23 protein-coding genes are annotated in these 26,981 nt (G+C 60.3%); 7 read left to right on the forward strand and 16 right to left on the reverse strand.

The features are described 5' to 3' along the window. Positions 1-38: 38 nt before the first annotated feature. The 4 genes from ACR9WD_RS11100 to ACR9WD_RS11115 all read right to left on the reverse strand — a co-directional run bounded on the left by ACR9WD_RS11100 (position 39) and on the right by ACR9WD_RS11115 (position 5,222). On the reverse strand, positions 39-476 hold the full coding sequence (locus ACR9WD_RS11100) for a hypothetical protein (RefSeq protein WP_434922084.1): 438 nt from the start codon (positions 474-476) through the stop codon (positions 39-41). 69 nt (positions 477-545) lie between these two features. Further along, positions 546-1,370 (reverse strand): alpha/beta fold hydrolase, encoded by an 825-nt coding sequence (locus ACR9WD_RS11105; RefSeq protein WP_434922085.1) that lies wholly within the window; start codon positions 1,368-1,370, stop codon positions 546-548. 706 nt (positions 1,371-2,076) lie between these two features. Next, a complete protein-coding gene (locus ACR9WD_RS11110; protein ID WP_434922086.1) occupies positions 2,077-3,378 on the reverse strand; it encodes a 5-methylcytosine restriction system specificity protein McrC in 1,302 nt (433 codons plus the stop codon). A 2-nt stretch (positions 3,379-3,380) separates the two neighbouring features. Continuing rightward, positions 3,381-5,222: an McrB family protein gene (locus tag ACR9WD_RS11115; protein WP_434922087.1), complete on the reverse strand. Its 1,842-nt coding sequence runs from the start codon at positions 5,220-5,222 to the stop codon at positions 3,381-3,383. A gap of 797 nt (positions 5,223-6,019) precedes the next feature. Between ACR9WD_RS11115 and ACR9WD_RS11120 the strand changes: the two genes are divergently transcribed. After that, entirely contained in the window at positions 6,020-6,724 is a 705-nt protein-coding gene (locus ACR9WD_RS11120) for a GNAT family N-acetyltransferase (protein WP_434922088.1), read from the forward strand. Positions 6,725-7,007: 283 nt separating this feature from the next. Then, positions 7,008-7,397: a VOC family protein gene (locus tag ACR9WD_RS11125; protein WP_434922089.1), complete on the forward strand. Its 390-nt coding sequence runs from the start codon at positions 7,008-7,010 to the stop codon at positions 7,395-7,397. 78 nt (positions 7,398-7,475) lie between these two features. On the opposite strand, the gene ychF is transcribed toward ACR9WD_RS11125, so the two are convergent. The 3 genes from ychF to ACR9WD_RS11140 form a co-directional block, all read right to left on the reverse strand. Further along, positions 7,476-8,561, reverse strand: a complete 1,086-nt coding sequence (ychF, locus tag ACR9WD_RS11130) for a redox-regulated ATPase YchF (protein ID WP_434922090.1) — start codon at positions 8,559-8,561, stop codon at positions 7,476-7,478. A gap of 72 nt (positions 8,562-8,633) precedes the next feature. Then, the gene (locus ACR9WD_RS11135) at positions 8,634-9,725 is read right to left on the reverse strand and encodes a 4-hydroxy-3-methylbut-2-enyl diphosphate reductase (RefSeq protein WP_434922091.1); all 1,092 of its coding nucleotides are present in this window, start codon (positions 9,723-9,725) and stop codon (positions 8,634-8,636) included. A 100-nt stretch (positions 9,726-9,825) separates the two neighbouring features. Beyond that, positions 9,826-10,968 carry an SH3 domain-containing protein gene (locus ACR9WD_RS11140; protein WP_190263807.1) on the reverse strand — a complete coding sequence of 381 codons (1,143 nt, stop codon included), beginning with the start codon at positions 10,966-10,968 and terminating at the stop codon, positions 9,826-9,828. A 325-nt stretch (positions 10,969-11,293) separates the two neighbouring features. On the opposite strand from ACR9WD_RS11140, the gene xseA reads away from it, so the two are divergent. Then, positions 11,294-12,556, forward strand: coding sequence for an exodeoxyribonuclease VII large subunit (gene xseA / locus ACR9WD_RS11145; protein WP_066140627.1), 1,263 nt, complete (start codon positions 11,294-11,296; stop codon positions 12,554-12,556). Between the two features lie 28 nt (positions 12,557-12,584). Continuing rightward, positions 12,585-12,815 carry an exodeoxyribonuclease VII small subunit gene (locus ACR9WD_RS11150; protein WP_038990668.1) on the forward strand — a complete coding sequence of 77 codons (231 nt, stop codon included), beginning with the start codon at positions 12,585-12,587 and terminating at the stop codon, positions 12,813-12,815. Between the two features lie 17 nt (positions 12,816-12,832). Here the strand turns inward: ACR9WD_RS11150 and ACR9WD_RS11155 are convergent, their stop codons facing one another. From ACR9WD_RS11155 to ACR9WD_RS11170, 4 genes are all read right to left on the reverse strand, one after another. Beyond that, positions 12,833-13,696 carry a PPK2 family polyphosphate kinase gene (locus ACR9WD_RS11155; protein ID WP_141356615.1) on the reverse strand — a complete coding sequence of 288 codons (864 nt, stop codon included), beginning with the start codon at positions 13,694-13,696 and terminating at the stop codon, positions 12,833-12,835. 223 nt (positions 13,697-13,919) lie between these two features. Then, positions 13,920-15,140, reverse strand: a complete 1,221-nt coding sequence (locus ACR9WD_RS11160) for a pyridoxal phosphate-dependent aminotransferase (RefSeq protein WP_038990670.1) — start codon at positions 15,138-15,140, stop codon at positions 13,920-13,922. 92 nt (positions 15,141-15,232) lie between these two features. Next, positions 15,233-16,138, reverse strand: a complete 906-nt coding sequence (locus tag ACR9WD_RS11165; protein ID WP_434922092.1) for a glycine betaine ABC transporter substrate-binding protein — start codon at positions 16,136-16,138, stop codon at positions 15,233-15,235. A 40-nt stretch (positions 16,139-16,178) separates the two neighbouring features. Next, a complete protein-coding gene (locus ACR9WD_RS11170) occupies positions 16,179-16,649 on the reverse strand; it encodes an NUDIX hydrolase (protein ID WP_038990672.1) in 471 nt (156 codons plus the stop codon). 112 nt (positions 16,650-16,761) lie between these two features. Between ACR9WD_RS11170 and ACR9WD_RS11175 the strand changes: the two genes are divergently transcribed. Continuing rightward, complete coding sequence (locus ACR9WD_RS11175) at positions 16,762-17,268, forward strand: Lrp/AsnC family transcriptional regulator (RefSeq protein ID WP_038990673.1); 507 nt, start codon at positions 16,762-16,764, stop codon at positions 17,266-17,268. 72 nt (positions 17,269-17,340) lie between these two features. Here ACR9WD_RS11175 and ACR9WD_RS11180 read toward each other — a convergent pair whose 3' ends face one another. Continuing rightward, a complete protein-coding gene (locus ACR9WD_RS11180; protein WP_434922093.1) occupies positions 17,341-18,174 on the reverse strand; it encodes a hypothetical protein in 834 nt (277 codons plus the stop codon). A gap of 180 nt (positions 18,175-18,354) precedes the next feature. Further along, entirely contained in the window at positions 18,355-18,975 is a 621-nt protein-coding gene (locus ACR9WD_RS11185; RefSeq protein ID WP_073705921.1) for a GNAT family N-acetyltransferase, read from the reverse strand. Positions 18,976-19,060: 85 nt separating this feature from the next. On the opposite strand from ACR9WD_RS11185, the gene ACR9WD_RS11190 reads away from it, so the two are divergent. Beyond that, the gene (locus ACR9WD_RS11190; protein WP_038990677.1) at positions 19,061-19,675 is read left to right on the forward strand and encodes a 5-formyltetrahydrofolate cyclo-ligase; all 615 of its coding nucleotides are present in this window, start codon (positions 19,061-19,063) and stop codon (positions 19,673-19,675) included. A gap of 61 nt (positions 19,676-19,736) precedes the next feature. Then, positions 19,737-20,447: an RcpC/CpaB family pilus assembly protein gene (locus ACR9WD_RS11195; protein ID WP_434922094.1), complete on the forward strand. Its 711-nt coding sequence runs from the start codon at positions 19,737-19,739 to the stop codon at positions 20,445-20,447. Positions 20,448-20,451: 4 nt separating this feature from the next. On the opposite strand, the gene ACR9WD_RS11200 is transcribed toward ACR9WD_RS11195, so the two are convergent. From ACR9WD_RS11200 to guaA, 3 genes are all read right to left on the reverse strand, one after another. Next, positions 20,452-20,769, reverse strand: coding sequence for a hypothetical protein (locus ACR9WD_RS11200; RefSeq protein WP_434922095.1), 318 nt, complete (start codon positions 20,767-20,769; stop codon positions 20,452-20,454). Beyond that, the gene (locus ACR9WD_RS11205) at positions 20,766-24,998 is read right to left on the reverse strand and encodes a DNA helicase (protein WP_434922096.1); all 4,233 of its coding nucleotides are present in this window, start codon (positions 24,996-24,998) and stop codon (positions 20,766-20,768) included. The genes ACR9WD_RS11200 and ACR9WD_RS11205 overlap by 4 nt, the downstream gene beginning before the upstream one ends. A gap of 392 nt (positions 24,999-25,390) precedes the next feature. Beyond that, entirely contained in the window at positions 25,391-26,977 is a 1,587-nt protein-coding gene (gene guaA / locus ACR9WD_RS11210) for a glutamine-hydrolyzing GMP synthase (RefSeq protein ID WP_434922097.1), read from the reverse strand. Between the last annotated feature and the right edge of the window lie 4 nt (positions 26,978-26,981).

Raw genomic sequence — 26,981 nt, forward strand, 5'->3', positions numbered from 1 at the left:
ATGTCAACCAAAGTTGCTTAAATTAATCGGCGCTATCCCTAGTCATCGTCATTCGAGGATGATCCATCTTGGCACTGACGCGTGTCATGGACCGCTATCAACAACGAACCGCCGCCGAAGAAGATGACGCCGATCAGACCAACGAATACTCCCCCGTTGATTTCACGGGACGAGCCGGGCTCTTGGGCCACCATACTGACAACCAACAGCAGCAATGAGGTCAGTGTAAACAGCAGGCCTGAAATTTTCAGCGAGCGGCGCCCTTTACGAGTATGCTCGCCGAGGAACTTGGCTCGTCCTGCGGCTATGGACGTGGCGCCAAAGGCAATGCCCATCAGTCCGACCGCATACGTCCCGATGAACACGAGAGCGACGCCTCCGACAAAGAATCCCGCACCAATAATGACAAGCAGCCGGATATCGGAGATCTCCCTGCGACTCCTGCCTTTATGCCATTCACGATTCATATTGTCCATTGTCCCAAAGTTCCCAGGGAATCTCAGGTCCTGAAGCGGACGTCTATTCAAGAACCTGCCACTTGATTCTCAGCGGCCGCTGCTACCGGATGCGAGCCTTTTGTCGTGGGACAGCCAGTCGCGCAGTGTCTGGACCCACTGGTCGAAAGCGTCGAGGTGAGCATCATGGCTTCCGCCGGCCAGATCAACCCGGCAAGTTCCAGGCCTTCGCCGGATCAGCTCGTTCTTGTCGGCATCACTGAACATCCCATGCTCCGCGAAGACCGCGAGTGTTGGAACTTGCAGGTCTTCCCATTCTCCCCAGCGCGGCTCGTGCACTGCCTCGATCGTGCGCTGCATGACTGCTGCATCAAATGGCGGGATCAGACCGCCATCGGACTGTTGGAAATCAGCCACCCATGCATCGACGATCGGATCATTGCCGAGGAACTCGCGAGCGGCGGCTTCGTCCTTAAACGGCAGCGGCCAGGACGCGAAATACCTGCCAATCCCGGATGCCTCGCTCGGATCCGCACTGCCACCCACGTGACCTTCCAACATCACCAGGCCCTCCACCAAGTCTGGACGTGCTGCGGCTGCGAGAAATGCGGTATGGGCTCCCATCGACTGCCCCATCAACGTGGCGTGCCGGCCCGGCACGAGCTCCTCAAGCACAGCAACGACATCGCTTGCGAAAGCAGTGCGAGAGAGATCTTCGGGAATCCGTGAGCTTAGTCCGTGTCCGCGCTGGTCCATCAGAAGTACGCGGTAGCCATCCAATGCTTTTGCAGTGGGAAGCAGCTCCCGCGAGCTTCCCGCGAGACCATGCAACAACACCACCACCGGACCGTCGCCACCAAGGTCGGTAACCGCGACGCTGACGCCTTGCGGGCGTTGTACTTTGTAGTCAGTCATGCGATCATTCGGCACCTAATCTGCAGGCCCCGATATTCAAGGATCTGTACTTGCCGGCATGCGACGCAGAGAACCCAACGTCTTCAGCCATGAACACCACCTAAAAAAATGAGGACCGTCCCTGGACCTGCAGCATCAGGTGGAACGGGTCTTAGTGCTCACCAATTTACGGTTCTGACCGGCAATCAGCAATATGGATCGCAATTGTCCTATAGCCTAAAGATGCATCTAATCAGATCCCGGTCACAGTCGATAATAGGCTTCGCTAAATCATCGATTCATCTACCGAACCTCGTCCGATGCATAAAGGCTTGAATCTCAGAATCGTAATCCTGGCATTGGGGCAATTATGGGGCAGACCTGGATACCGTCGGATACAGTCCACAATTGGGGTTTGTACCGTATTGCGGTTACCGTTCCAAACGACAAGATTGCCTATGGACGTCGTTCTTTAGGAACCATGCAGCCCACAAGGGATTCCCATTTTCTGTTGTTACGCTGCGCAAGATATATAGAACTTCGATGTTTATGTTTGATTTCGTCGACACCTGAGTTACTTTCGAACAGCTACTGGACACTTGAGGAAAGCCCGATCGTCGATTACCAACGGAGATTTGCTCTCTCGAAATCGAAATCCAGAACCACCAACATTATTTGGTCAGGCTATATGCCATTCCAACGGCGCAACGTGTCTTCACTCGAAGAATCAGCCCACACCAAACCAGGATTTTAGCTTGGCTACGCAATGATCCTTTTCGGTCGGCAACGTAAGAAACGAAAGTTGGCCGGTGCTGGTCTGCCAAGGGCTATTCTTTTCTTCCTCGGACACATCGTCCGTGATATCGGGATAGGCCAATGCAGACAACGGCGCCTTAAAAGTCGAAGCATAGGCATGCAGTTGATAGAGGTCCTCTCGGTCGACTCCTCGTCGGCCTCCGAGCCTTTTGTACTTGGCATCGAGGAGAGCAATCGTCGATTCTTTCCCTACAAGCACATCAGGATAAAGCTTTCCCATGGTTCGCTGAGGATCAACCACGGAGCGCGCCAGATAGCCCGACGCTTGGGTCGTCGTTCCATGCCGAACGGGCTGTCCAGTGGCTAAATCAGCGCAGTGCAGCACGAATAGTTCCCAGAGTTCTGCGACATCAATCAGCACCCCATGCGTCGATTCGTCCTGAGCCGCTACGCCGAGCGGGTCCTTATTCAAGATCCGCCAAGATAGCTCAGCGGCCCTACGCCATTTCACAGTGATCGGACTGTATCTGGTCCGTTGGATCTCGTGAAGGCTGGGTTTAGCCGGCCTGGACCCTGTAGCGATCCGCAGCGTAGAGAGGTGCTCTTCGAGCCGAGGCCCGCGCCAGCGGGCACCAGCAAGGTGCTGATCAAAGTAGCGATCCGCCAACACCACTGCTCTGCCCGGAGCGTTGTCGTAAGTGCGAACTACGCGTGTGGAAACTAGATCACGATGCCCCGCTGCACGTCGTCGCGCGGTGGCGCCAACGTCAAGTCGTCCGTTCACTGCTGAGCCGTATGAACTCACTTTCTGTCCTGTTCGGGGCAGTGCGTGCTGAGCCGCAGTCAAGACCGATGCCCTCCACAGGGCAGCCATCAATTGGGTAACCGCGCTAGTCGAATCCGTTGTGTTCGCCGCAGTCAGTGGCAGCACTTGAACATTCAGGATTGTACTGATCCACGACATGATTGTCTCGATACCAAGACGCGGTTTGATGACAAGAGTCCTGCCTTGATGACGAATCTCGCCGATATATCGATTCGCCCTCCAACCATCAATATCACGGGTCAGGATTGGTTCGATTGTCGGTTCGTGGTCTACGTCGAGTTGTGCGCTTAGCACATACCGCTCAGGTGAAAGTTCGGCTATCGATGCCAGCCATGACTGTTCCTCCGACGTAGGTGGAGAATCCCAATATGCTTCCGAAGTCAGATCCTTGATCACCATTCGATCTGGATGTTCAGTGCCCTCAGCGGTGCCCTTCCTCTCCGTCATATTCAGTTTCCCTGCCGACTCAAGAGAAGCTGCTTAAGATTTTCGAGCTGCTCCAATCGCCGGTCCGATCCCGCTAGATACTGAGAAAGCACGGGTTCAAGCGTAAGCGTCCACAGAGACGATAAGGGGGCACACACCTTCCCCTTATCAGTCCAGAGGATTTTTGCCTGTCGCCGGCCGTACGTTTTATGTCGCCATTCGAGCCCTACGAAGTAGGGCAAGTCACCGAACACAGCTGCTCCGAGTTCATATTCTGGACCCAGCTCTGGCAACTCTGCAATCCTGGCGTTCAACGCCGAAATCCGGTTTGCCAGTTCCTTTAGCTGGGGTAAGGCCTTATCCCATTCCACTTTCACGGCCTGCTCAGCCCATTGAGACTCCCAGATGGCAAAAAGAGCTTCCTCATCAAATGGGGAGGGGAACCAAAAGAATCTTCGACGCATCGCAAAATCTAGAGCCTCGACGGATTGGTCGATCTCGTTCATCGTCCCAATGATATATAGATCATTCGGAATTCCGAACCTGATCTGTTTACCCGAGGCCCCCTCGGCGAACAGATCCATCTCGATACCGCGCTTGTCGCGTTCCATCGCACTGAACGCTTCACCGAACATCGCGCTCAAATCCGTGCGGTTGATTTCGTCGAGGATTAGTACATGCGGAAGTGCGTGTTCGCCCGACTCATCTCTTTCAGCGTTCATTCTCTCCACGAGCCGTGGCAATGCTCCAAGCTTGTAGCTAGTCCCGCCATCAGCATCCAGTCGCAGGCCCACCATGAACTCTGGATAGCCATATGACGGGTGCATTTGAAGAGTCGTCACGTGGTCATTGACAGTCTGACGAATCTTTTCAGCATCGCCGAAGTATTTATCGACGCCCCAACGCTGCAAAGCGGCAGTTCTGATCGCGCTCTCTGCCAATTGGCGTGCCGCAAAGGTCTTTCCAGTCCCTGGAGGTCCGTAGAACACGATCTGCTTCTTGAATTCGAGTGCATAGGCGGGGTCCATCGTCGAGCTGTCCGTCGAACGACCTGCGGGATACCAGATCGGTTTGAGGTCAGGTTCGTAGTAATCGCGTCGGGATTCGTCCCAACCGGGCAGGCGTTGCTTCAAGGACTGCCGAATTGAGTACAGCCTCTCGTCTTGGCTGGCGTCATCTCCGCTGTCATCAAGTTCGGTAAATGCTTTCAGAATGAGTTGCTTATGCCTGTTCGACGCGATCCGTTCAAAATAGACAGGGTATATGAGGTGGCAAATGACATTGCGCATCGTTTCGCTATAGTGCTCGTTTTCCTCTGCAAATTGGGCAAACTTCCAGGGGTTCTCGCTAAGCAAATCGACGCGTTCGTCGTGCGGCAAACTCTTGAGCCGAAGTGCGAGCTCCATCAAGTAGCCAATGTGAAGATCCTGACGAGTATTGTAGTAAAGACCAGGATTCGAAATCCCGTTACAAAGCGCTTCGTACGTGGCACTATCTGAGGTTACGTGCAGTTGCGGATGGTCCGGACCAATCGTGTTGTTGATCATTTCTAGTTTCCGACCGGGCCCTACCGAGTCCGTAATCAGGTAGTAAACCAACAAACACTCAGCTGCCAGCAGCCTGACTTCTACCTCGGCACCTTCCAACTGATGTGCCCATTTGGTCTCAAATCGCCCTCCCGCACTATCACCCTCAAGCAGATTCTCCCAAAATCTGGAGTTTAGCTCAGCGAGCATCGATTGGGACCAGCAATTTGAGAATTCATCAGGATGAAGTATCGAGGCATCATCGAGGAGAGATAACTTGTGCCAATTGGTGCACAGATTATCGATCTGCCGACGATCATGTTTTGAGTAGACAGCCATAATTTATGTTCTCATCTGGCGGTCTTCGAAAGCCACACGCAACACTGAAATTTGAGCAGAATACGTTGCCTATAAAAAATAATAGAGAATCAGATTTAATCGGTATCATTCTGACCATAGTGCCCTGCACCCGAGTCACTCGGCAGTGAAACTATTGCATCAATGTCTATCGGAATTACTGTTCGTCTATAGTTCAAAAGTGTGTCGAGCAGCTCCCACTTGGGATCCAAGTATTTCCCAGAACGATCCGTAGGGATTGCTCGACCAACCCACTATCTAAACGGCACATCATGTTTAAAAATAGGCACTAAGTACCGACTAAGGCCTAGAAAGAAGCCCAGTCAAACGCTACCAAGCGTCAGAACAGAACTCTGCGACCTCGCCGCACTGACCAACCCTCTGCATCCAGACACGAGTTAGATGCTGCGCAAGACGACTAGACACTCCCTGTCCCCTCTGCGAACCGGCCAGATTGTAAGCTCAATATCCGTTCACCACTGCCCTGATATGCTCATGCGGATGACTACCCCTGATGCGCATGCACTAGAAGCGGCCGAGCGATGAACTTCCTCGCAGATCAAGAACTGGTCGCCACAGTGGCGGACGAATCTTGCACAATGGCTGGCGCCAAACCTCGCCCTCGTCGGAGATTCTGAGTGGGGTGCCCAGATCCGGGACATGGTTCAGCTCCCCGTTCAAGCCCCCCCGCGTGGGCGAACAGGCGCGTGGAACTGCCGAACGGACATTGGGCCGTCGCAGGAATTCGGTTCCGGGGGCGAGACATTTAGAAGCCCTTCGTGGACATAATTGCAACATCACTGCCGCCTGAACCATCGGGAACTGCCGCTATCGGTGAGGTTTTACCGAGCTTCGATGCCTTCTCGCCGCTGTGCATGCACGTCAACCTACCCGACCCGGAACAGCGGCTTCGAGCACTCACCGGTTCGGGTATTGACGTTGGACAAGCCACGCCAGATCTGCTGATCGTGGCACGTCCCGTAGCCAAGATGCGCGAGCAGCCTCTGGCCGATCGGTACGACGATGTGGCTCTCGTTGCTTGCGCTCCGGAAGAAGCCGCAGAACGCGTCGCGGGAATCTACGAAGCACTAAGACCATCACGGCCGCATCTGGGTCAGTGGGCCGTGCCGGCTGACGCAGAGTCACACGAGGATGCCGCGGAAGAAGGGCTACTTTTCGAGATTCGCGTGGGTGGCACCTCAGCGGGCATTGTGGCCGCAGAGCGTGATGATTCCTACGGATTCACTGGCTTTTGCATGCAGGAGATCGCCGTCAATTCAGCACATCGCGGACAACGCGTGGGCATCGCCGCCTTACAGCGGCTAACGCGAGAATTGCCGGCGCACACGAACGATGTGCTTTGGGGGCACATCCATCCCGACAACGTTCCGTCCCTGCGAAACGCCCAAGACAGCGGGCGACAAGTGGTTACCGCTCATGTATGGGTCACGCCCACTGGATACCCCGGAATGCCAACGACCTAAGCGGTTGAGGCAATTACTCATCTAATTGCGCACGCTAGACCGTAACTCCGTCAAATCCCTTGACCCGAGGCGGAAGAGACGAATACCCTATTCAGGCAGAATTTTTATACCCTGAATCTGGATTCGACCAGATTGAGGCACGGGTGGCCAACTGCGTCAGAGCCGATCGACCCCACTTCTGTCCCCGTGGCGACGGCCGTAATAAGGAGTTCTCTTTCAGTTCGATGAGTGTTGCGGGTGACCGCCTGCAACCAATCTCCCCATACACAGACAGGAGCCACTCATGCGCTTCACCAACCCCCAGACCATCCTCTTCGTCGCTGACTGCGAACAGGCTGCCCGTTTCTACCAGACCTTCGGATTTCGCGAGACGTTCCGGACCCCAACCACTTTACCGGTGAAAATCGAGCTGGAACTCGACGGCTTCACGCTCGGCCTCGCCTTGCCTGCACCTGCCGCCGAAAGCCATGGCATCTCGCCGGTCGTCCGTGGGCACCGCGCCTGTATTACCCTCTGGACCGACGACATCGAACAGGCCTATCGCAGCGCACTGGCCGCAGGTGCAAAAGATCATGAGGGACCGCATCCTTTCCTTGACGGAGACCTGCTTGTCGCATTCGTTGAAGACCTCGATGAACACCCCATCCAGTTCGCCCAGCGCATCGCTTCTTGACTCTCCGATTCGAGTTCCAGACGCAATGAACGCCCCCCTGTTTCCTTACGAAACGGAGGGCGCCAATGCTAATCAGGATTAGACGTTGAAGCGGAACTCCACCACGTCGCCGTCCTTCATGATGTAGTCCTTGCCTTCGATGCGGGCCTTGCCGGCGGACTTGGCGTTGGCCACCGAACCTGCGGCGACCAAGTCATCGAAGCCGATGACCTCGGCCTTGATGAAGCCGCGCTGGAAGTCGGTGTGGATGACGCCGGCAGCCTCGGGGGCGGTGGCGCCCTTGCGGACGGTCCAGGCGCGCGATTCCTTCGGACCTGCGGTCAGGTAGGTCTGCAGTCCCAGGGTGGCGAAGCCGACGCGGGCCAGCTTGTCCAGGCCGGATTCCTCGATGCCGGCGTCTTCCAGCATCTCGGCGGCTTCGTCTTCTTCCAGCTCGGCCAGCTCGGCCTCGAACTGGGCGTCCAGGAAGATCGCCTCGGCAGGGGCCACCAGCTCAGAGAGCTTGGCCTGCATGTCCTTGTCGGCCAGGCCTGCCTCGTCGGTGTTGAAGACGTAGATGAACGGCTTGGTGGTCATCAGCTGCATCGGTGCCAGCTCGTCCATGTCGATGCCGGCGGCCTTGCCCGCGGCGAACAGGGTCTTGCCGTCCTCGAGCACCTTCTGGGCTGCCAGCAGGTTGTCCATGAAGGACTTCTCGATCTTCTTGCTGCGCAGCTCCTTCTCCAGGCGCGGCAACTGGTTCTCGATGGTCTGCAGGTCGGCGAGGACCAGCTCGGTGGCGATGGTCTCAATGTCCGACTCCGGATCGACCTTGCCGTTCACGTGGATCACGTCATCGTTCACGAACGCGCGGGTCACCTGGCAGATGGCGTCGGCTTCGCGGATGTTCGCGAGGAACTTGTTGCCCAGGCCTTCGCCCTCCGAGGCGCCCTTGACGATGCCGGCGATGTCCACGAAGGACACGGTTGCCGGCAGGATGCGCTCCGAGTTGAAGATTCCGGCGAGCACCTTCAGGCGCTCGTCGGGCAACGGCACGACACCGACATTCGGTTCAATGGTTGCGAACGGGTAGTTGGCCGCCAGCACCTGGGCACGGGTCAGCGCGTTGAACATGGTGGACTTGCCGACGTTGGGCAGTCCGACGATTCCGATAGTAAGAGCCACGGGAGAAAATTCTACCTTTTACTAGTGATGAGCGCGCAATGGTGTACTGGCGCTTGAATTCTTAGGGTGAAATCAGGCCTGCGGGCGAGCGTGGCCGCCCAGGGCACGATCCTCGTCCCCGGCTTCCTTGAGCTTGCCGCGGATTTCCTTGGGCAGCGAGAAGATGATGTCTTCCTGCGCGGTGGTGACCTCGGAAACGTCGGTGAAGCCGTACTCCGCCAGCAGCGCCACGACCTCGCGGACCAGCACCTCGGGCACCGAGGCGCCGGAAGTCACGCCGACGGTGGAGACGCCCTCGAACCAGGCCTCGTCCACCTCATTGGCGAAGTCCACCCGGTAGGCGGCCTTGGCACCGTGGTCCAGCGCCACCTCGACCAGGCGCACCGAGTTCGAGGAGTTCGCCGAACCGACCACGATCACCAGATCCGACTGCGGCGCGATGTTCTTGATCGCTGCCTGGCGGTTGGTGGTGGCGTAGCAGATGTCGTCGCTGGGCGGATCCTGCAGGTTCGGGAAGCGCTCGCGCAATCGGCGCACGGTCTCCATGGTCTCTTCCACGCTCAGCGTGGTCTGCGAGAGCCAGATCAGCTTGTCCGGGTTCTTCACCTGGACGGTGTCGGCTTCCTCGGGGTTGTTCACGATGGTGGTGACTTCCGGAGCCTCGCCGTAGGTGCCTTCGACCTCTTCATGGCCTTCGTGGCCGATGAGCAGGATCTCGTAGTCGTTCTTGGCAAAGCGCACGGCCTCGCGGTGCACCTTGGTGACCAGCGGGCAGGTGGCGTCAATGGTCTGCAGGTTGCGGTCCGCGGCGGACTGCACCACTGCCGGGGCAACGCCGTGGGCGGAGAAGACCACCAGTGCGCCTTCGGGCACTTCCTCGTTCTCCTCGACGAAGATTGCGCCGCGGGATTCCAGCTCGGAAACGACGTGCAGGTTGTGCACGATCTGCTTGCGCACGTACACCGGCGGACCGTAGTGCTCCAACGCCTTTTCAACGGCAACCACTGCCCGGTCCACGCCTGCACAGTAGCCGCGAGGAGCGGCCAGCAGGACCTTGCGCTCGGTGACCGTCGGAGAGGCGGCTGCAATTTCGGCCGGGGTGCGGCGCACCCGCGGGATCCGAGGCATTGACAGCGAAACCGTTGTGGAAGTGGAAGTAGCCATACCTCCATTCTACGAAGTGCATGCAAGTTAGCCCATGCTCATATGATGCGCGCCACCCTCCCGCGACTGTGAGATCTGCCTCCGCAACGTGCCTGCCGGTTCAGCACGGCAGGGAACTGGGCAGCAGCACCGGGGTGCGCACCACGGCTCCGGTGCCATCGGACCCGCGGTAGGCCCGGCAAACGCCCACGGAACGGGCGCCGAGGTTCGCCTTGATCTGGCGCAGCGCATCGGGTGAGAAGCCGTACCACTGCATGTGCATCAGCACGGTATCCCCGGGTAGCGCTGCCGAAGCCCGGGACACCGTGATCGACTTTGATTTCACGTCCCAGTCCCGGGTGTCCCGCGACCAGGTCCAGATGGCCATGCCGCGGCTGTCGTAGCCGCAGCGCACCGAACCGTCGATGGCCCCGTAGGGCGGGCGCCCAAAGTTAGTGTGCACCCCTGAACCGCCCAGCTGCGCGCCGGCTTGCTGGCAGGACAGCGGACGCAGGTCCGGGTGGCTGACCGAATGGTTGATCACCCATTGGCCTTTGGCACGAGCCAGTGCGGCCAAATCCACACCATAGCGCGATTTGAACGATCCGAGGCAATCGCCGGTGGGAGCTATCACCAGGCCGATATTGCTGCTGGCTGCGTAGTCCACCACCGAGGTGAAGGAGCTGAGCGTTCGCGGGCAGTCATCGAAGGTGAGCACTACCCTGGATGTCCGGTTTGGCCCGGTGGACTGCGGTGCCGACGGCGGCTTCGGATAACTGGTCACGTAGCTGCCGCTGACCCAGCCGGTGTACCCTGCATAACTGACTTTGTACCACCCGTTGGAAGCGCGGGCGTAGGCAGGCACCGATTTGCCTTTCGGGATGCTCAGCAGGATCCGGTAGCTGGTGGATGGTCCGGTGCGCAGGTTCAAGTCATCGAGCGTGCGCACCGTTGAAGCGACCACGTAGTAGTCGCTCACGTAGCCGGTGTACCCGTTGTAGCTGACCTTGTACCAGCCGTTGGACGCACGCCCCGAGACCGGGACCGAGGTCCCTTTGGGTATCTGCGCCAGGATCCGGTACGCGGTCGAAGCACCGGTGCGCAGATTCAGGTTCGCCGTCGTGCGCACCCGCACCGGCCAATCGATGGATAGGGCGCCGGCAAGCGACACCGTTGCGGCGGGAACCGCCGCAACTACCGGTGCGGGCACCGAGGCCGCGGCGGACAACGGAATGGAACCGGTAAGCAAGCTGAATGCTGCCACCCAAATCCACCCCGAACGTCCAATAGTCCTATACCCCAATGCCCCAAGCATGGCCATGAATCCTTCTCGAAATCTTCCCCGATGCTCAATAGTGTCCACCCGCACGGTGCCCCTCGCAATGCCCGGAGTCGGGCTTGTCCGAATCGTTGAAAACCCCATATCCCCGGGACCGGCAAGGCCCAGCAGTGTTGAAAATCTCCCATAGCGAAACCTGCTCTACACCTGTTGGCACCCGGCCCGGCTACCGGCAATCCGGCCAGCCGTCGGTGCCATGCGGTAATCTCACAGATGCACCAGAGATTCGATTTTCCAAGGAGCGGCCCCTATGGATCACCAAGCCCCCGCCAGTTTGCCGGCCACCGCTGGTCAAACTACGGCGGACAATCCTTGGCCGTTGCGCCTGCTCTCGGAGAAGCTGAAAATCCACATTGAGAACTCGCCGGTGGTTTGGGTCGAGGGCCAGCTGCTGGAAGCCAATGTGCGCAATGGGCACGCGTACATCACGCTGCGCGATGTCGATGCGGACTTCTCCTTCTCGGTGACCATTTGGGCCTCGACAATGCGCCGGCTGGAATCCACCCCGCAGGTTGGATCGCGCGTGGTAGCCCAGGTCAAACCGAGCTTCTACGCCAAAACCGGACGGCTTTCCTTGAATGCCACGGATCTGCGCCCGGTTGGATTGGGCGAGCTGCTGGTGCGCCTGGAACGCCTGCGGCAAGCCCTGGGGGCAGAAGGCCTCTTCTCCCCCGAGCACAAGCGCCCGTTGCCTGTGCTTCCCAACCGCATTGGCCTGATAACCGGACGGGATTCGGATGCGGAGAAGGACGTGCTGCGCAATGCCACTCTGCGCTGGCCATCGGTGCAGTTCAAGGTCATCAATACCGCAGTGCAGGGCGTGGATGCTGCCAACCAGGTCATCGCCGCGTTGCAGCAGCTGGATGCGGACCCGGAGATCGATGTCATCGTGATCGCCCGCGGCGGCGGCGCGTTGGAAGACCTGTTGCCCTTCTCCAATGAGGATCTGGTACGTGCTGTCTTCTCCGCTGCCACACCGGTCGTCTCGGCCATCGGGCACGAAGCGGACCGCCCGATCCTGGATGATGTGGCTGATCTTCGCGCCTCGACCCCTACTGATGCGGCCAAGCGGATTGTCCCTGATTTGCATGAGGAGTTCGCCGGCTTGGATATGGCCCGCAGCCGCCTGGACCGTTCCATCAACAACCTGCTGCAACGCGAGGCCCAGATGCTGGCATCGGTACGCGAACGCCCCGTTCTGGCCAACCCCCAGGTGATGGTCTCCTCCCGCGCCGAGGATCTGGAGCGCTGGAAACAGCGTTCCACGGATCTGCTGCGCCATCGCGTGATGCGCGCCAGCGACGAGATCAACCACCTGAAGAACCAGATGCGTGCGCTCTCCCCGCAGCAAACCCTGGACCGAGGCTATTCGGTCACCCAGCTGGAAGACGGGAGCATCGTACGCGAAGCCACCCAGGCACCAGCGGACAGCAAGCTGTTCATCCGGGTGGCATCAGGACAACTGGTCGCGAAAACCCTTGAATCCGTCCCCGCCGGCGAGCACGCAAACTAGCCGCCCCACATACCAAACTGGAGTAATCATGACTGCACAGATCCCTGAAGACATTGCCAAGCTTTCCTACGAGCAGGCTCGCGAAGAACTGCTGACAGTGGTCAACCAGCTGGAAACCGGCGGCGTGGCGTTGGAAGCCTCGTTGGCGTTGTGGGAGCGCGGCGAAGCCTTGGCCGCCCACTGCGAGAACTGGCTCAACGGCGTATCGCAGCGCCTGGAGCAGGCCCGTGCCAACCACGAGCAGGCAGCCGGCGAGTAGCGTCGCATTGCTGCGGATTACTTCGCCGCTTCGAGCCGGGCCTGTTCGCGCTTCACATCGAAGGTGGCAGCAGGCCAGTCCGGAGCCACGCGCTCCAAGGCCGCCAGCAGCAGCTCGGCGACGCACAAGCGGGCCTTCCACTTCTGGTCAGCGGGAACGATATGCCATGGTGCATTCTGGTTATCGGTGCGGTTGATCGCCACCTCGTATGCTGCCTGGAAATCATCCCACAGGAGCCGGTCATCGACATCGCCGGGCGAATACTTCCAATGCTTGTCGGCACGCTCCAAGCGCTCCGCGAGCCGCTCGTATTGTTCCTCGCGGCTGATGTGCAGCATCACCTTGATCGGAAGGATTTCCTGCTCAAGCAGCTGCTTCTCGAAGTCGACGATTTTCCCGTAACGTGATTCGATCACATCCGGGCTTGCGTAACCCTTCACCTTGGCGACCAGCACGTCTTCATAGTGGGAACGGTCAAAGACTCCTACCAATCCCCCGGCAGGCAATTGCTTGGTGATGCGCCACAGGAAATCATGCGCCGCTTCTTCTTCGGTAGGCGCCTTGAAGGCATGATGCTCGACGCCCTGCGGATCCAGCATGCCCAGGACATGGCGCACAATCCCGCCCTTGCCCGAAGTATCCATTCCTTGCAGCATGAGCAGCACTGCAGGCGCCGTCCCGCCAGATACCGAGGCGGCAAACAACCGTTCCTGCAATTCCGAGAGCAGCGGTGCCAGCTCGACCATGCGTTTCTCTGCAGCTTTCTTGTCCTGCGGGGCATCCGCGGGCCACCACTGAGCATCCTTGGTCGCACGCTGAGAAAGCTTCAGGCCGGGTTCTGCACGCAACGCTTCGATCAGGTTTGCAGGGTAAGCGCTCATCAATGACTCCTCAAGCATGTGTGGAAGTACTGCTCTTCGTTGTAGTCAGCCTACTGTCGCTGGTGGCATGGTGAGAAGAGGGAATGGCCAACGCTCCCCCTGCCGCAGTTGCCTCCACGAAGCACCCCGGACCTCCCGGGACCTTGCTCTCCTGGCGCTCCCTTTAATTACAACAGGCCCAGAATCACGTCAGCGATTCTGGGCCGGTTCGGTTCGAGGCAAGTTAGGCGCGAGTACGCCAGTCCTCCAGGAACTGTCCGATGCGTCCAACCGCATCAGTCAGGTCGCGCACGTTCGGCAAAGTGACCAAGCGGAAGTGATCAGGACGGACCCAATTGAAGGCGGTGCCCTGGGAAATCAGGATCTTCTGCGCCTTAAGCAGTTCAAGGGCAAAAGTCTCGTCATTGTGGATCGGGTATACCTCTGGATCCAGCTTTGGGAACATGTAGAGCGCACCCTTGGCCTTCTGCACGCTCACGCCTGGAATTGCGGTCAGCAAGTTGTAGGCCGCGTCGCGCTGTTCGAGCAGGCGTCCGCCAGGCAGGATCAAGTCGTTGATCGACTGGTAGCCGCCCAAGGCGGTTTGGATTGCGTGCTGCGCCGGCACGTTGGCGCAAAGTCGCATGTTGGTCAGCAGATTGATGCCTTCGATGTAATCGCCGGCCTGGTGCTTGGGCCCGGAGATCGCCATCCAGCCTGCACGGAAGCCGCACACGCGGTAGGCCTTGGACAGGCCGGAGAAGGTCAAGATCAGCACGTCATCTGCCAACGAAGCGGTATTGATGTGCACTGCGTCGTCGTAGAGGATCTTTTCGTAGATCTCGTCAGAGAACACGATCAGCCCATGCTTGCGCGCCAGTTCGAGGATGCCCTCCAGGGTTTCCTTCGGGTACACCGCACCGGTGGGGTTATTCGGGTTGATGATCACAATGCCCTTGGTGCGATCGGTGATCTTCGCTTCCATATCTTCAAGATCTGGAAGCCACCCTTCTTCTTCGGTATTCAGGTAGTGCACCGGGGTGCCACCAGCCAGCGAAACCGATGCGGTCCACAGCGGGTAGTCGGGGGCTGGAATCAGGATCTCGTCGCCGTTGTTCAGCAGCGCGTTCAGCGAGAGGGTGATCAGCTCGGAGACGCCGTTGCCCAGGTAGATGTCGTCAACGCCGATGGTCTGGATGCCACGGGTCTGGTAGTACTGGGAGACGGCGGTGCGTGCCGAGAGAATACCCCGGGAATCCGAGTAGCCCTGGGCATTAGGCAGGTTGCGAATCATGTCAACGAGCACCGCATCAGGCGCCTCGAAGCCGAATGGCGCGGGATTGCCGATGTTCAGCTTCAGGATGCGGTGTCCTTCGGACTCCATGCGCGTGGCATGCTCCAACAGCGGGCCACGGATATCGTAGAGGACATTGTGCAGTTTCGTTGATTGCTTGAATTCTGCCATGATTACACTTTCTCACGTCAGGTGCGATCCACACACCTTATTACTCGACCGCTATGGTCAGCGGCCGAAATCTTGGGAGCGCTGGCTAGGGCCTACTCTTCAATGATCCATTCCCAACGGGCGGCCGCTTGTTCCGGGCTCAGGCCGTCTTCTTGGCTGACCATCCGATTCAGGTCAACGAGCGACTGTTGCGAGAATTCACCGGTGATGCTGTCCAACTGCGCCCGAGCTTTGTCATCCACGTCATCATCGGCCAGCAGCATGTAATTCTCCGCGTTGAAGAAGCTTGCGCTTCCGGGAATGGTGTAGAAGCCCTCATCCGAGATGACTGCGTTTCCGGCGCTCAGCACCACCGCGCTGTCCACCGAGGTGCGCAGCTTGCCTGCCAATTTCGCGGTCTGTTCTTCTACGACTTTTGGCTTCTCGCAGCCCGCATCCTTCAATGCAGTTTTCAAGGATTCGGAGCTGGCTTCATCGCTGATGATCGTCAGATCAGCGCAGGCAGCAATCAGGGTTTCTACGGAATCGACCTTGTGCAGGGTTGCCTGAGCTTGGCTCATGACCAGGATCTTGCCGGCATCAGCAGGGCTGAGCTCCAAAGCAGTCACTTTACCCTCAGCGTCATTGATGGCACTGCGCAGGCTTTGGGATTCCTCGGCACTGAGCAGCTGGTCTTCGCCGGTGATAGCTGCCGGATCAGCAGCGAGGGACAGTGCTTTGGCCGCTTGGTCCAACGCCAGGTCGGCTTTTCCATCAACAATCTGCTGGTAGGGATTCGCCGCTGGCTCGTTCAGCGATGCCTTATAGCCTTCGGCTTTCAGGGCGTTGGCGTAGACATGGGCCAGGGCCTGGTCAGCCGGCTGGGTGCCGGCAGCAATCCGCAAGGTGATCTCCTTGCTCGGCTCTGTTGTTGGGGTTTCGTCTTCAGTGCACGCAGACAGGGTGAGCAGCAGTGCTGCGCTGAGCGTGCCGACGGTGATGGAATTTCGCAAGTTCATGTCCCTATTGATTCTAGGGCAGGTCACCTGCGATCCGTTGCTACTTGCCGGGTGCGGTCAGTCGCAAAATGCTCTCGACGCGTTCAATGCAGTTCAGCTTGGCAATCTCCTCGCGCGTGAACCAGGCCGCCTGGCTGGTCGAGCCGTTGACTTCATGGCGCAATTCGCCACCGGTCAGCCTGGCGCGATAGGTGACGGCCACCGTTTGCATGGCGTGGCCTTCGCCCGAGTAGCGTTTCGAACCGGGAATAACTCCCGTGGTGACATCCAGGAGCTCCAATGCGTCTACGGCGTAGCCGGTCTCTTCATAGACCTCACGGCGGGCGCCTTCCTCGATAGGCTCCCCCAAGTCGATACCGCCACCTGGAAGGGACCAGCGTGGCGTGAAGCGCGGATCGCGATGACGCATATCCCAGAGCGTAAGCAGTACCTTTCCTTCGTGTTCCACCAAGCAATAGGCTGCCAGCCTGGTATCGAAGGATTCACCGGTGTGCTCAGAACGACGTGTCATATCCCCAATATATCCGTTTGTTCACCGATTATTTGTTCGTACGCGGACGGCATACTCCGATTTTTACCTCAAAGATCCCGCTGATGCCTTGCGAATATGATGAAATATTATTATGGCCCAGCAATCAGAGCTTTCATCAAACGTCGATCTGGACGAAATCGATCGAATCATCATCGACGAATTGGTCGCGAATGCGCGTATTTCCAACGCGACCCTCGCACAGCGTGCCGGCATCGCACCATCCACTGCGCTGCTGCGTACCCGTTCCCTGGTCGAACGCGGCATCCTCACCGGCTACCACGCCGAGGTGTCATTGGCAGCTGTCGGCCGTACCGTGCAGGCATTGATCTCGGTCAAGCTGCGGGCGCACGATCGCGAGAAAATCGATGCGTTCGTGGCACGCATTCCGCAGCTGCCTGAGGTCCTCTCCATGTTCCATGTATCCGGCGGCACCGACTACCTGCTGCATATCGCGGTTGGCTCCACCGATGCGCTGCGGGATTGGGTGCTGGATAACCTGGCGACCGATGAGTCGGTGGGTCATACCGAAACCACCTTGGTCTTCGCTCATCACCGCGGCAATCGCGGACCGCTGCCATTTGACGACATGATCAGCTGACAGCATTTCATAGACGTGTGGCCCGGACCTTGGGAAAAGGGTCCGGGCCACACGTCGTTGAGCGTGGATGTCCTATGCGCGACGGCGCTGCATGACCGCATCGAGGTTCAGCCGAGGCTTGGAAGCTGCGGAAACAGCCGGCGCGGCTTCTGGCGCCGGAGCCACCGGAGCAACGGCTTCCTTGTCTGCCGGAGCGCTCTCGGAACGCTTGGCAGCAACCGATGGAACTGCTGCGCGCTCTTCAGCTGATACCTCTGCAGCCAGGCGCTTGGCATCCTCCGATGCCTTCAGGCTGATCTGCTTGCTCGGGCGCAACTGCTGCTGGACCGGAAGCGCAGGCTTGTGGGTACGATGTGCACCCTGCTCAGCTGTTTTTTCCGCAGTTTTGGCAATCCGCTCAGTGGCTTCCACATAGGTAGGCTTCGGGACACGCGTTGGCTCCCATGTCTCTGGCTGTTTCACGCCGCCGTGGCCGTGCGCCACGCGCAGCGCTTCGGCACGCAACTCTTCAGCGGTAATTGCTGGAGCACGGCGGGAAGAACCTGGTCGGGCGTCAAAGACCTCGTCCTTTTCATGCTTGCGCGAGACGACCTGATTGGCGGCGTCGTCGAAGGCCGGGGTCTGCAGCGCCTTCTGCCGGGTGGCTTCGAGGTGCTCAAGCAGCTTGCGGTTGCGGTCGCGCACAGCCAGGCCGCGCAGGGTGGCGAAGGAAGCGACGGCAACCAGCGCGAACAAGCCGACGGCACCAAAGGTCAGGGCCGTGAACGGAGCCAGGATGAGACCGACGACGGTCGCGATGACTGCCAAGGCACCAACGAGTGCGACGGACAACCGGCCATAGCGCACACGAATCTTGAGTTTGGTCGCAGCACTTTCCTGCGGAGCGCTCTGTGACGTGCCAGCCATGTGGGTCCTCCATCACCGATTGATTCGGTCAAATCCTTGTGGAACCAAATATGGTTCCGTCAAATCAACACTATGCAACCTTGGGTGCGCGCTCACGCACATCCCTAGGCGTGTCCGCATGTTTTCGATCCGGTTCGCTCATATCAGAGCTTGATTGATCGAAATGGCACGGATTCCGGGTCAGTATTCGTAGATGCGTTCGAGCATCGGAGTTTTCAGCTCTTCGCGGGTCAGCGCGAAGGTGCGGTGATCCCGCCACTGCCCGTCGATGTGCAGATAGCCCTTGCGCAGGCCCTCATCGCGGAAACCGAGCTTGTCCACAACGCGAAGGCTGGCGGCATTCTCCGGGCGGATATTGATTTCCAGGCGGTGCAGCTGCAGTTGCTCGAAGCAGTGGTCGATGACCAAGGCGCAGGCTTCCGGCATCAGGCCGAACCCGGCATGGTTGCGGTCAATCCAATAACCGATGGACGCTGTGCGTGCGGCCCCGTATTGCACGGAAGACACGGAAACCTGCCCGATCAGTGGCGGGCGCCCCCTATGCAGCTGGGGAAGGGCCAGTGCCCAGGAGTATCCGCTTCCGTCAATTGCCGATTCGTCCCTTGCCCTGAGCATCTCCCGAAAGGTCATGGATTCCGGCGGGCCCAAGGGACTCGTGGGATCCCATGGCTTGAGCCATTTGGCATTGGCATAGCGCAGATTGATCCACTCGGCCTCATCCCGCGCGGTCAGCTGGCGCAGCAGCAGCCGTTCCGAGGCCAGATCCGGAACCAGGTGCTTTGCCCGACGAGAGATGAACATGTGCACATCGTATTACTTCGTCATGCCCGCAGCCGGCAACGGCACCAGCGGGCAGCGATTCATTGCGTACGCGTAAGCTGTAGGCATGAACCTCACCGCTGACCAGCATCCTGGATCCGACAAGAAGGCCGCACGTGCCGCCGTCCGCAGTTGGCGCAGGGCGCTTGATCCGATCCAGCGCGAGCAGCTCGGCCAGGATCTGGCCCGCACGGTGATCGGCTACCTGAGCCAAAGCACCGGAGTCGTCCAGAAGGTCGCGGCCTACTGCTCCGGTCCGGATGAACCGCCAACCGAGGCGTTGTTGGATGCACTGGTCAATGAGGGTATTGACGTCTATCTGCCGGTGTGCGAACCGGATTATGCGCTGTCATGGGTCGAGTACACCCCCGGCATGGAATTCGCACCGAGCGCTTTGGCCCCGGTGATGGAACCTGTGGGCGAACGGATCGGCACGGAACTCTTCGACGAGATCAATACATTGATCATGCCAGCCCTTTCCATCGACGAGGACGGATTGCGCCTGGGCCAGGGCGGTGGCTATTACGATCGCTTCCTGCCGTTGATCGAAGACGCCCCGGTACGGGTAGCTGCGGTGGTGTACGAGCATGAGTATGTTCCACCCGGTGCTTTCCGGATTGACGAACATGACCAGCCGGTGGACTTGGTGTTCACGCCACAGCAGGTGCATCAGATCATCTGATTTACCCACAGCTCGCGGGCGGCGGGCCACGGTTTCCAGTGCTGGCAGGTTGCATGGGGATATGAGCTACTTCTCCAGGACCCAAGCCGCGCCTCGTCCTCCGGTGATTCCCAAGCCGAAAATCAGGCCGGTCCGTAATCGCAATGAGCTGTTGCGCCGCTATCGAAAGCCATTGGCCATTGCCTGCGCGTTGCTCGCCTTGGCAGGCATGCTCAATGTATTTTCTTCCGGGCAATTGGCCCAACGCGAGGTCGTAGTGGCGCTCAGCGACATTCCTGCCGGTTCCCGGATATCCGCCAACCAGCTGCAGGTGCGAACTGTGCGGCTCGACCCGCATGATGCCGAGGTCTTTGAAGGCATTGAGGCCGTAGCAGGGCAACGCGCGGCCGTGGCACTGCGTGCAGGAACGGTGCTGCGCGACTATTCGCTGGTGGGACCGCAGCTTTTGCACGGATCACCGGAAGGTACCGTCGCAGTTCCGCTGCGTCTGAGCGACCCGGCCACGGTGACGCTGCTGCATCCTGGGCAATTGGTGGATATTGTATTGACCACCGGCGACGGTTTTGAGAAGGAAATCAGCTCGCAAACCATCGCCAAAGCGGTGCCGGTGCTCTGGGTTCCGGATAATGCCACTGGTTCTGAATTCGGCATGCTCAGCAGCGCTGCCCCGACCGGCGAGGGGATTGTCGTGGTTGCGGCGGCCAACAGCCTCTCGGATGATCTGGCAGGGGCGGTATCGCGCGGCAAGGTTTCAGCCGTCTTGGTGAATTAGGCGTTCAGCCCCAGTGCGGCGGCTTCTCGCGCTTCATCGTTTCAGCAAGATCTTCCTTGGAGTCGCCCCAATTTCGCGGGTCCTGGTCCTTGGCGAGCAAATCAGCCAGCGGATCGGTGGTGCGCTTCTTGGCTGCTGCCGCCATCGTGTTCTCGGGCGCACCGGCACTCTGCGGGCCCGCCAGCGCACGGTTGACGGATTCTGAATGGGGCACCGGTGTGTAGCTGCCGGTCAGTTCGACACGTGCAACCAAATGCTGCGGCGGTGCCACAACGCGCGGCCGCTTGCGGCGGCCGCGCGTTGGTTCTTGCTCAGAAGTCATGGCTTCTTCGGTTCCGATTCATCGATCTTGCTGGTGGCTGGCACAGGTGCTGGGGTCACCGGCTTGCCTGCATTGTCCTTGGCAGGCGACTCGGTTCCGGCCTTGGCCGCGCTGTCAGCAACCGCTGCTTCCTGCTTGCTCTCTGCCTTGGGTTCCTGGCGCGTCTTGGTGGACTTCAGCAGTTTCGATTTTTCCTTCGGCGCCTCCGGCTCGGTGGTGACTTCACGGGCCGAGACTGGTCGTGCGGCGGCCATGCCGCTGCGGGCCGATGGCTGTTCAGCAGCCGTCGTCTTTTTCAGGCCCAGGGCATGGGCCAGGCGATCGGCGACAGCACCCGGGTCGGTGAAGACATCGATGGTCCACAGCGGAACATAACGCCAACCGTGCTTCTCGAAGAATTCCGGGCGCAGGCGGCTGCGCTCACGCACGGTCAGGCCCGCATAGTGCTCGGTGCCGTCGTAGACCACGGCCAGCGGGCGGATGCCGGTGTGCGCCGAGTCGTAGGCATGTGCCGACAAATCCAGCACGCCACGGTAGTCCTCGGAAACGATCGCACCGCTTTCGCGCAAGCGGCGGGCAAGATCCGAGACCAATGGGTCGAAGCGCGGGTTGCGCATCGAGCTGACTCCGGAATCCCCGGCTTGCACGCGTCCGAACAGCTCGAAGAACTGGCGGGCTCCGCGGTAGACGCGGTTCAGGTCGACGTCTTCCGGCAACAGACTGGAAACCAGGGTCATGCGGGTGCGCGATCGGGTCATCGCGGCGACGAACAGCTGCTCGCCGCCCTCGCGGGACAAGGCGCCGAATTCGTGCAGCGTCTTGCCGTGCGGGGTACGTCCGTAGCCCCAGGCGAAGATCACCGAATCCCGGCGCAGGCCGATCAGCCGGTCCATGGTGGTCACCACGAACGGTTCGCGCTTGGAGCGCAGGTGCTCCATCGCGTACTTGTGGTTTGGCAGCTGGACACGGATCGCTTCGGCGATGGCCGAGGCATGGCTGCGGTTCGAGGCAATGACCGCCAGCGATTCTCCGCCGTGGTTCTTGAAATGCTCGAAGACCAGATCCACTACCCGCGCCACTTCAGCGGCGGTGGTCTGCACGCCGTCTTCGCTGCTGGACAGCGATCCGGTGGCATCCGGGACATATTCGCCGCGCAGCAGCGACGAGTTGCCGGTGAGGTTCACCGCCATTGGCAGGCGCGAGAGCGCAGCGTCGTAGTAGGTGGTGGACAGCTGTTCCACCAGGCCTTCGTCGATTCCGCGGTACACGGTGGACAGCGAACCGGTGACCAGCACCTTGTTCAGCGCTTCCAGCGCGGAACGGTCCACGCCCTGCTCGCGAACACGGGCGGTGGGGTCCACGGAGACTTCGAAGCGCTTCGGGCCACCGAGCATTTCATCGCCGATGGCAATGACCTGCTCGGAGCGGCGGATCGCATCCAGGACTTCCCGCAGGGTCAGGTAGTTGGCTTCAAGCAGGATGACGGCATCGAACTTCGTGTCCTCCGGCAGAGCGCTGCCCAGCAGCAGCGGAGCCGAAACGATGACAGGAGTCAGCGAATTGGCCAGCGGCGCGCCAAGATCCAGCAACCCTGCAATGCTCGGGGTTCCGCCCTTGAGCATCTCGCGCAGCGCCCGCGAGCCGGCACGGTGGTCAGCCAGCGCGGCCTTCCAGTTCCGGGCCAGCGCCCAGCGGATGCGCTGCGGTCCGGCGGCGATATGCGCACCGTCAGCCAGCCGGTAGTCCGCTTCGATCTTCTCCAGCTTGGATCCGTCGTTCATGGCAAGGAAGTCATCGCCTGAGATCATGGCGTCCAGCACGGACTGCCACCAGGCAAGTTCCAATTCACTGTCTACCTGGTCGGCATCGATCTCGCGTTCGGCGAAGTCATCGAGCAAATCGCCGAGACCGGCTTCGGCCAGCTGCTCGGAGATCAGCGTGCGTTCGGGCAGCTCTCCCAGGTCCTCGCGGCGTTCAACAAGCGAGGCGATCACCGAGAGCAGTTCCTTGATCGGCATTTCGCGCAGGCGCGACCCCAGGGAGGATGGCAGCATTTCGGCCAGCTTGTCGATGCGGGCACCGGCGTCATGGTAGCCGGCCTCGACATCCAGCAGTCCGCCCGGGACCTGGGGGTTGCGCTGGCTTGTGGCGATGGCTCGCCACGCATCGCGCTGGACCGATACGGCTTGCAGTGCGGACTGCAGGTCGGCGACGTGCATGCCTGGACGGACGTATTCCTTGGCGATCTTGCGCAGCCGGGAACGGACAATCGAACCCATCTCGACACCGTGTTCACGGCGCCATGCGCTGGTTGCGGTGGCGGCGATCAAATCGTCGATATCGCCCTCGAAGATATCGGCTTCGAATTTGTCCAGCGAGCCGCGGACGGCGACCAGCAGCTGCAGCTGGTCTCCCCACTTGTCGTAGCTTTCTTCCAGCCTGATCTGCGAACGCTCGGCAATCTGCAGCATGTGGTCATGCAGGATTGGCAGGTCGCGACCCAGGCCACTGGCCAGGTTCAGGGCCTTCTCGGTGGCTTCGGTGTTGCGCAGCGGAGCACCGTGCCAAGGGCTCGTGGTGTGCACCTTGGAGAAGGCGCCGAGCTGGGCGGCGCGCTTGAGCTGCGCGGCAACATGTCCGCGTTGGCCCATGGAATCGAGCACCGAACGTTTCAGGCGCACGGTGGTGGATGGCGCTGGTTCCAGTGCGGAGAGGCGTGCCAGCTCCTGCATCGCCTGATATGGCGAGCAGCCCCAGCGGCTGCGGACCGAATGCAGCGACTTCACATGCTCATGCAGCGCATGGCGGGATTCGCGCAGGCGCTTGAACATGGAGCCCAGCTGCGGCTCGGCGGCGCGTTCATTGCGCAGGATCGCCTTGGTGAGCATGGCGCGCAGCGCTTCGGGATCCTCATTCGGTTCCAGCAGCATGCTGCCGGCATCCAGCTGCTCGTTGAAGCGAGACACGAATTCCTCGGCAGCTGAACGCTGTTCGGCAACAACCAGCACGCGCTTGCCCTGGGCTGCCAGCAGCGCGGCGGCATTCAATGCGGTCTGGGTGGCACCGGTGCCGGCTGCGGCATTGATGGCCACCGATTCGCCAGCGGCGATGTAGTCGAGCATCTTGGACTGGGATTCATCGGCGTCCAGCAGGAACAGCTCGTCTTCCGGATCGCGATCATCGGAAGACTTGGCGATGGTCGTGGTTCCGGTGTGGACCTTGCGGGCCGACGATTCCTCGGAGACTGCGCCCTGCTTCCGCGAGCGAGCGCTTTCCTTGAGGATGTTCTTCACGCGGCTCAGCCTCGAACCGGAGCCTTCATTGCCCTTGGCCTCGGCAGCCTGCGCGGCTGGCTGCTCATCCTGCTTCTTTGCAGCAGGATCCTCGGTGGCGTCCTCGGGCTTCGATGCTTCGGCCTTCGAATCCTCGGGCTTCGCGGCGCCCGGCTTTGAAGCCACCAGGTTGGCCAGCGCCTCCGAAGTCTTGCTGCTTTGGCTGTTCCCTGCCTGCTTTACCACGGTGTCATAGCGGATCAGTGCCTCGATAACCGGGTGGGAGCCGTTGAGCTTGGCCGGGTCTGCCGGGTCCATCAGTTCGGAGAAGGTGGAGAGCAGCAGGCGGTGGCCCACGACTACGCCGGGGACCTCTGCCATCTGGTGGCGCAGGGCATCCATGCCCCGGACCGGATCAAAGCGGGCGATGGAATAGGCGGCGGCATCAACGGCGTCGACGTCGACCTTGGCGTTGTGGTCGGCCTCGAACTGTCGCACGAACGCCGGGGATACGGTAGCGCGTCCAACGAGCTGCAGGTCGTAGTCGTCGGCGTCCACATGCTTGGCCAGGGTGATGCGTCCGAGCATGATGGGAGCGGAAACCGGCTCGCTCTTGCCATCATGGACGGCACGCCAGTTGGCGACACCGGCGGCCAGGTAGCCGACATCGATGCCGCGTTCTTCCCACAGTTCACTGATCTTGGCCGACAGCGCACGGGCGGTGCGGCGCGCGGTGGCGTACTGGTCCGCATCATGCAGCAGGGTGGACAGGCGGGTTCTCCGCCCGGCAAGGAACTGGGCCAAGCCCGATGGATTGGCATGGGTTATGTCGATGCTATTGGAGGTCGACGGAGCAAACCGCAGGGTCGTATCCGCCCCGGCACTCTGCCCCAGCGATTTAACCCAGGCAGCTACACGCTCGGCGGCAGCATTCTGTCCACTAGTCACGACAGTCATTCCCTTCACTGAACCGACCACATTCGGGCGCACCACAGGTGCAGATACGCCTCTTTCTAACGTAGTGCACCGACCGTGCAGAACCGGTGCGCGAAACACGTTTTAACCGCGGGATGCGCAAGCTCATGCTCGCGGTGTTCGCTTATGGGCCTCGCTCAGCAAACTGCGGATGTTGGATGGGCGATTTCATGAAGCCGTGGCGTGTGGCCCGCGCTCTCGTGCACGATCCCTGCCCATTGGCCATGATGCGCTGGCGGCCACCTTCCAACTACGATGTCTGCTTCGCGACGCTGCCTTGACCCTCAAGAGGGTTCCGCGCGCCAGAACGCAAAAAATTCCCCTGCCTGTTGCCGCAAGCGCGGCAGCAGGCAGGGGAATTCCAGGCTACGGGATTACTCCCACTCGATGGTTCCTGGTGGCTTGGAGGTGACGTCCAGCACCACGCGGTTCACCCCATCGACCTCATTGGTGATGCGATTGGAGATCTTCGAGAGCAGATCGTATGGCAGGTGCGACCAGTCGGCGGTCATGGCATCCTCGGAGGATACCGGACGCAGCACGATCGGGTGGCCGTAGGTGCGGTGATCGCCCTGAACGCCAACCGAGCGCACGTCGGCGAGCAGCACTACTGGCATCTGCCAAACTTCGTCATCCAGGCCTGCAGCGGTCAGCTCGGCGCGGGCGATCGCGTCAGCCTTGCGCAGGATGGACAGGCGTTCTTCGTTGACGGCGCCGATGATGCGGATACCCAAGCCTGGGCCGGGGAATGGCTGGCGGCCAACGATTTCTTCAGGCAAGCCCAGTTCGCGGCCTACAGCACGTACTTCATCCTTGAACAGGGTACGCAGTGGTTCAACCAGTTCGAACTGCAGGTCCTCTGGCAGGCCGCCCACGTTGTGGTGGCTCTTGATGTTCGAGGTGCCTTCGCCGCCGCCGGACTCGACGATGTCCGGGTACAAGGTGCCCTGTACCAGGAACTTCACCGGTTCGCCCTCGGAAGCGGCTTCAGCGATGATTGCTGCTTCTGCTGCTTCGAAGGCGCGGATGAATTCGCGGCCGATGATCTTGCGCTTGGTCTCCGGATCGGTGACACCGTCCAGAGCGGTCAGGAAGCGTTCGCGCTCGTCGGCGATGTACAGCTTGGCGCCGGTGGAAGCTACGAAGTCCTTTTCAACCTGCTCGGCTTCGCCTTCGCGCAGCAGGCCGTGGTTGACGAACACGCAGGTGAGCTGGTCGCCGATGGCGCGCTGCACCAGGGCAGCTGCAACAGCGGAGTCCACGCCGCCGGACAGGCCGCAGATGGCCTTGCCGGTGCCGACCTGGGCGCGGATGCGCTCGATCTGCTCGTCAGCGATGTTGTCGGCGGTCCAGTCGCCCTTCAGGCCGGCACCGTTGTACAGGAAGTTCTCCAGGACGTCCTGGCCGTACTCGCAGTGCTTCACCTCTGGGTGCCACTGCACGCCGTACAGGCGTTTGGCTTCGTTGGCGAACGCCGCCACTGGAGCACCAGCGGTGGTGGCCAGGACCTCGAAGCCTTCCGGCGCCTGGGAGACGGCGTCGCCGTGGCTCATCCAGACGGTAGGCGCCTGTGCGGCGCCTGCCAGGATGGAGCGGGCTTCGCCATTGAAGGTGGTTGCGGTGCGGCCGTACTCGCGCAGGCCGGTTTCGGCGACGGTGCCGCCCAGGGCGTTGGCCATGGCCTGGAAGCCGTAGCAGATGCCCAGGACCGGGACGCCGGCCTCGAACAGGTCGGCCCCTACGGAAGGGGCGCCATCGGCATAGACGCTGGAAGGACCACCGGAAAGGATGATCGCAGCAGGGTTCTTGGCCAGGATGGCTTCGGTGGACAGGGTGTGCGGAACGATCTCCGAGTACACACGGGCCTCGCGTACGCGGCGAGCAATGAGCTGCGCGTATTGGGCCCCGTAGTCGACGACCAGAACCGGCTTATGTTCTGGATTGAGGGGAGCAGTAGTCACCGTT

Origin of the sequence: Glutamicibacter sp. PAEs-4, assembly GCF_051161755.1 — a bacterium.
Classification (GTDB): domain Bacteria; phylum Actinomycetota; class Actinomycetes; order Actinomycetales; family Micrococcaceae; genus Glutamicibacter; species Glutamicibacter nicotianae.

Bases quoted from the DNA above. Each gene is read 5' to 3' on its own strand.
- ACR9WD_RS11100 (WP_434922084.1), bottom strand. From the start codon at position 476: ATGGACAATATGAATCGTGAATGGCATAAAGGCAGGAGTCGCAGGGAG.
- ACR9WD_RS11105 (WP_434922085.1), bottom strand. From the start codon at position 1,370: ATGACTGACTACAAAGTACAACGCCCGCAAGGCGTCAGCGTCGCGGTT.
- ACR9WD_RS11110 (WP_434922086.1), bottom strand. From the start codon at position 3,378: ATGACGGAGAGGAAGGGCACCGCTGAGGGCACTGAACATCCAGATCGA.
- ACR9WD_RS11115 (WP_434922087.1), bottom strand. From the start codon at position 5,222: ATGGCTGTCTACTCAAAACATGATCGTCGGCAGATCGATAATCTGTGC.
- ACR9WD_RS11125 (WP_434922089.1), top strand. From the start codon at position 7,008: ATGCGCTTCACCAACCCCCAGACCATCCTCTTCGTCGCTGACTGCGAA.
- ACR9WD_RS11135 (WP_434922091.1), bottom strand. From the start codon at position 9,725: ATGGCTACTTCCACTTCCACAACGGTTTCGCTGTCAATGCCTCGGATC.
- xseA (WP_066140627.1), top strand. From the start codon at position 11,294: ATGGATCACCAAGCCCCCGCCAGTTTGCCGGCCACCGCTGGTCAAACT.
- ACR9WD_RS11150 (WP_038990668.1), top strand. From the start codon at position 12,585: ATGACTGCACAGATCCCTGAAGACATTGCCAAGCTTTCCTACGAGCAG.
- ACR9WD_RS11155 (WP_141356615.1), bottom strand. From the start codon at position 13,696: ATGAGCGCTTACCCTGCAAACCTGATCGAAGCGTTGCGTGCAGAACCC.
- ACR9WD_RS11160 (WP_038990670.1), bottom strand. From the start codon at position 15,140: ATGGCAGAATTCAAGCAATCAACGAAACTGCACAATGTCCTCTACGAT.
- ACR9WD_RS11165 (WP_434922092.1), bottom strand. From the start codon at position 16,138: ATGAACTTGCGAAATTCCATCACCGTCGGCACGCTCAGCGCAGCACTG.
- ACR9WD_RS11170 (WP_038990672.1), bottom strand. From the start codon at position 16,649: ATGACACGTCGTTCTGAGCACACCGGTGAATCCTTCGATACCAGGCTG.
- ACR9WD_RS11175 (WP_038990673.1), top strand. From the start codon at position 16,762: ATGGCCCAGCAATCAGAGCTTTCATCAAACGTCGATCTGGACGAAATC.
- ACR9WD_RS11180 (WP_434922093.1), bottom strand. From the start codon at position 18,174: ATGGCTGGCACGTCACAGAGCGCTCCGCAGGAAAGTGCTGCGACCAAA.
- ACR9WD_RS11185 (WP_073705921.1), bottom strand. From the start codon at position 18,975: ATGTTCATCTCTCGTCGGGCAAAGCACCTGGTTCCGGATCTGGCCTCG.
- ACR9WD_RS11190 (WP_038990677.1), top strand. From the start codon at position 19,061: ATGAACCTCACCGCTGACCAGCATCCTGGATCCGACAAGAAGGCCGCA.
- ACR9WD_RS11195 (WP_434922094.1), top strand. From the start codon at position 19,737: ATGAGCTACTTCTCCAGGACCCAAGCCGCGCCTCGTCCTCCGGTGATT.
- ACR9WD_RS11200 (WP_434922095.1), bottom strand. From the start codon at position 20,769: ATGACTTCTGAGCAAGAACCAACGCGCGGCCGCCGCAAGCGGCCGCGC.
- ACR9WD_RS11205 (WP_434922096.1), bottom strand. From the start codon at position 24,998: ATGACTGTCGTGACTAGTGGACAGAATGCTGCCGCCGAGCGTGTAGCT.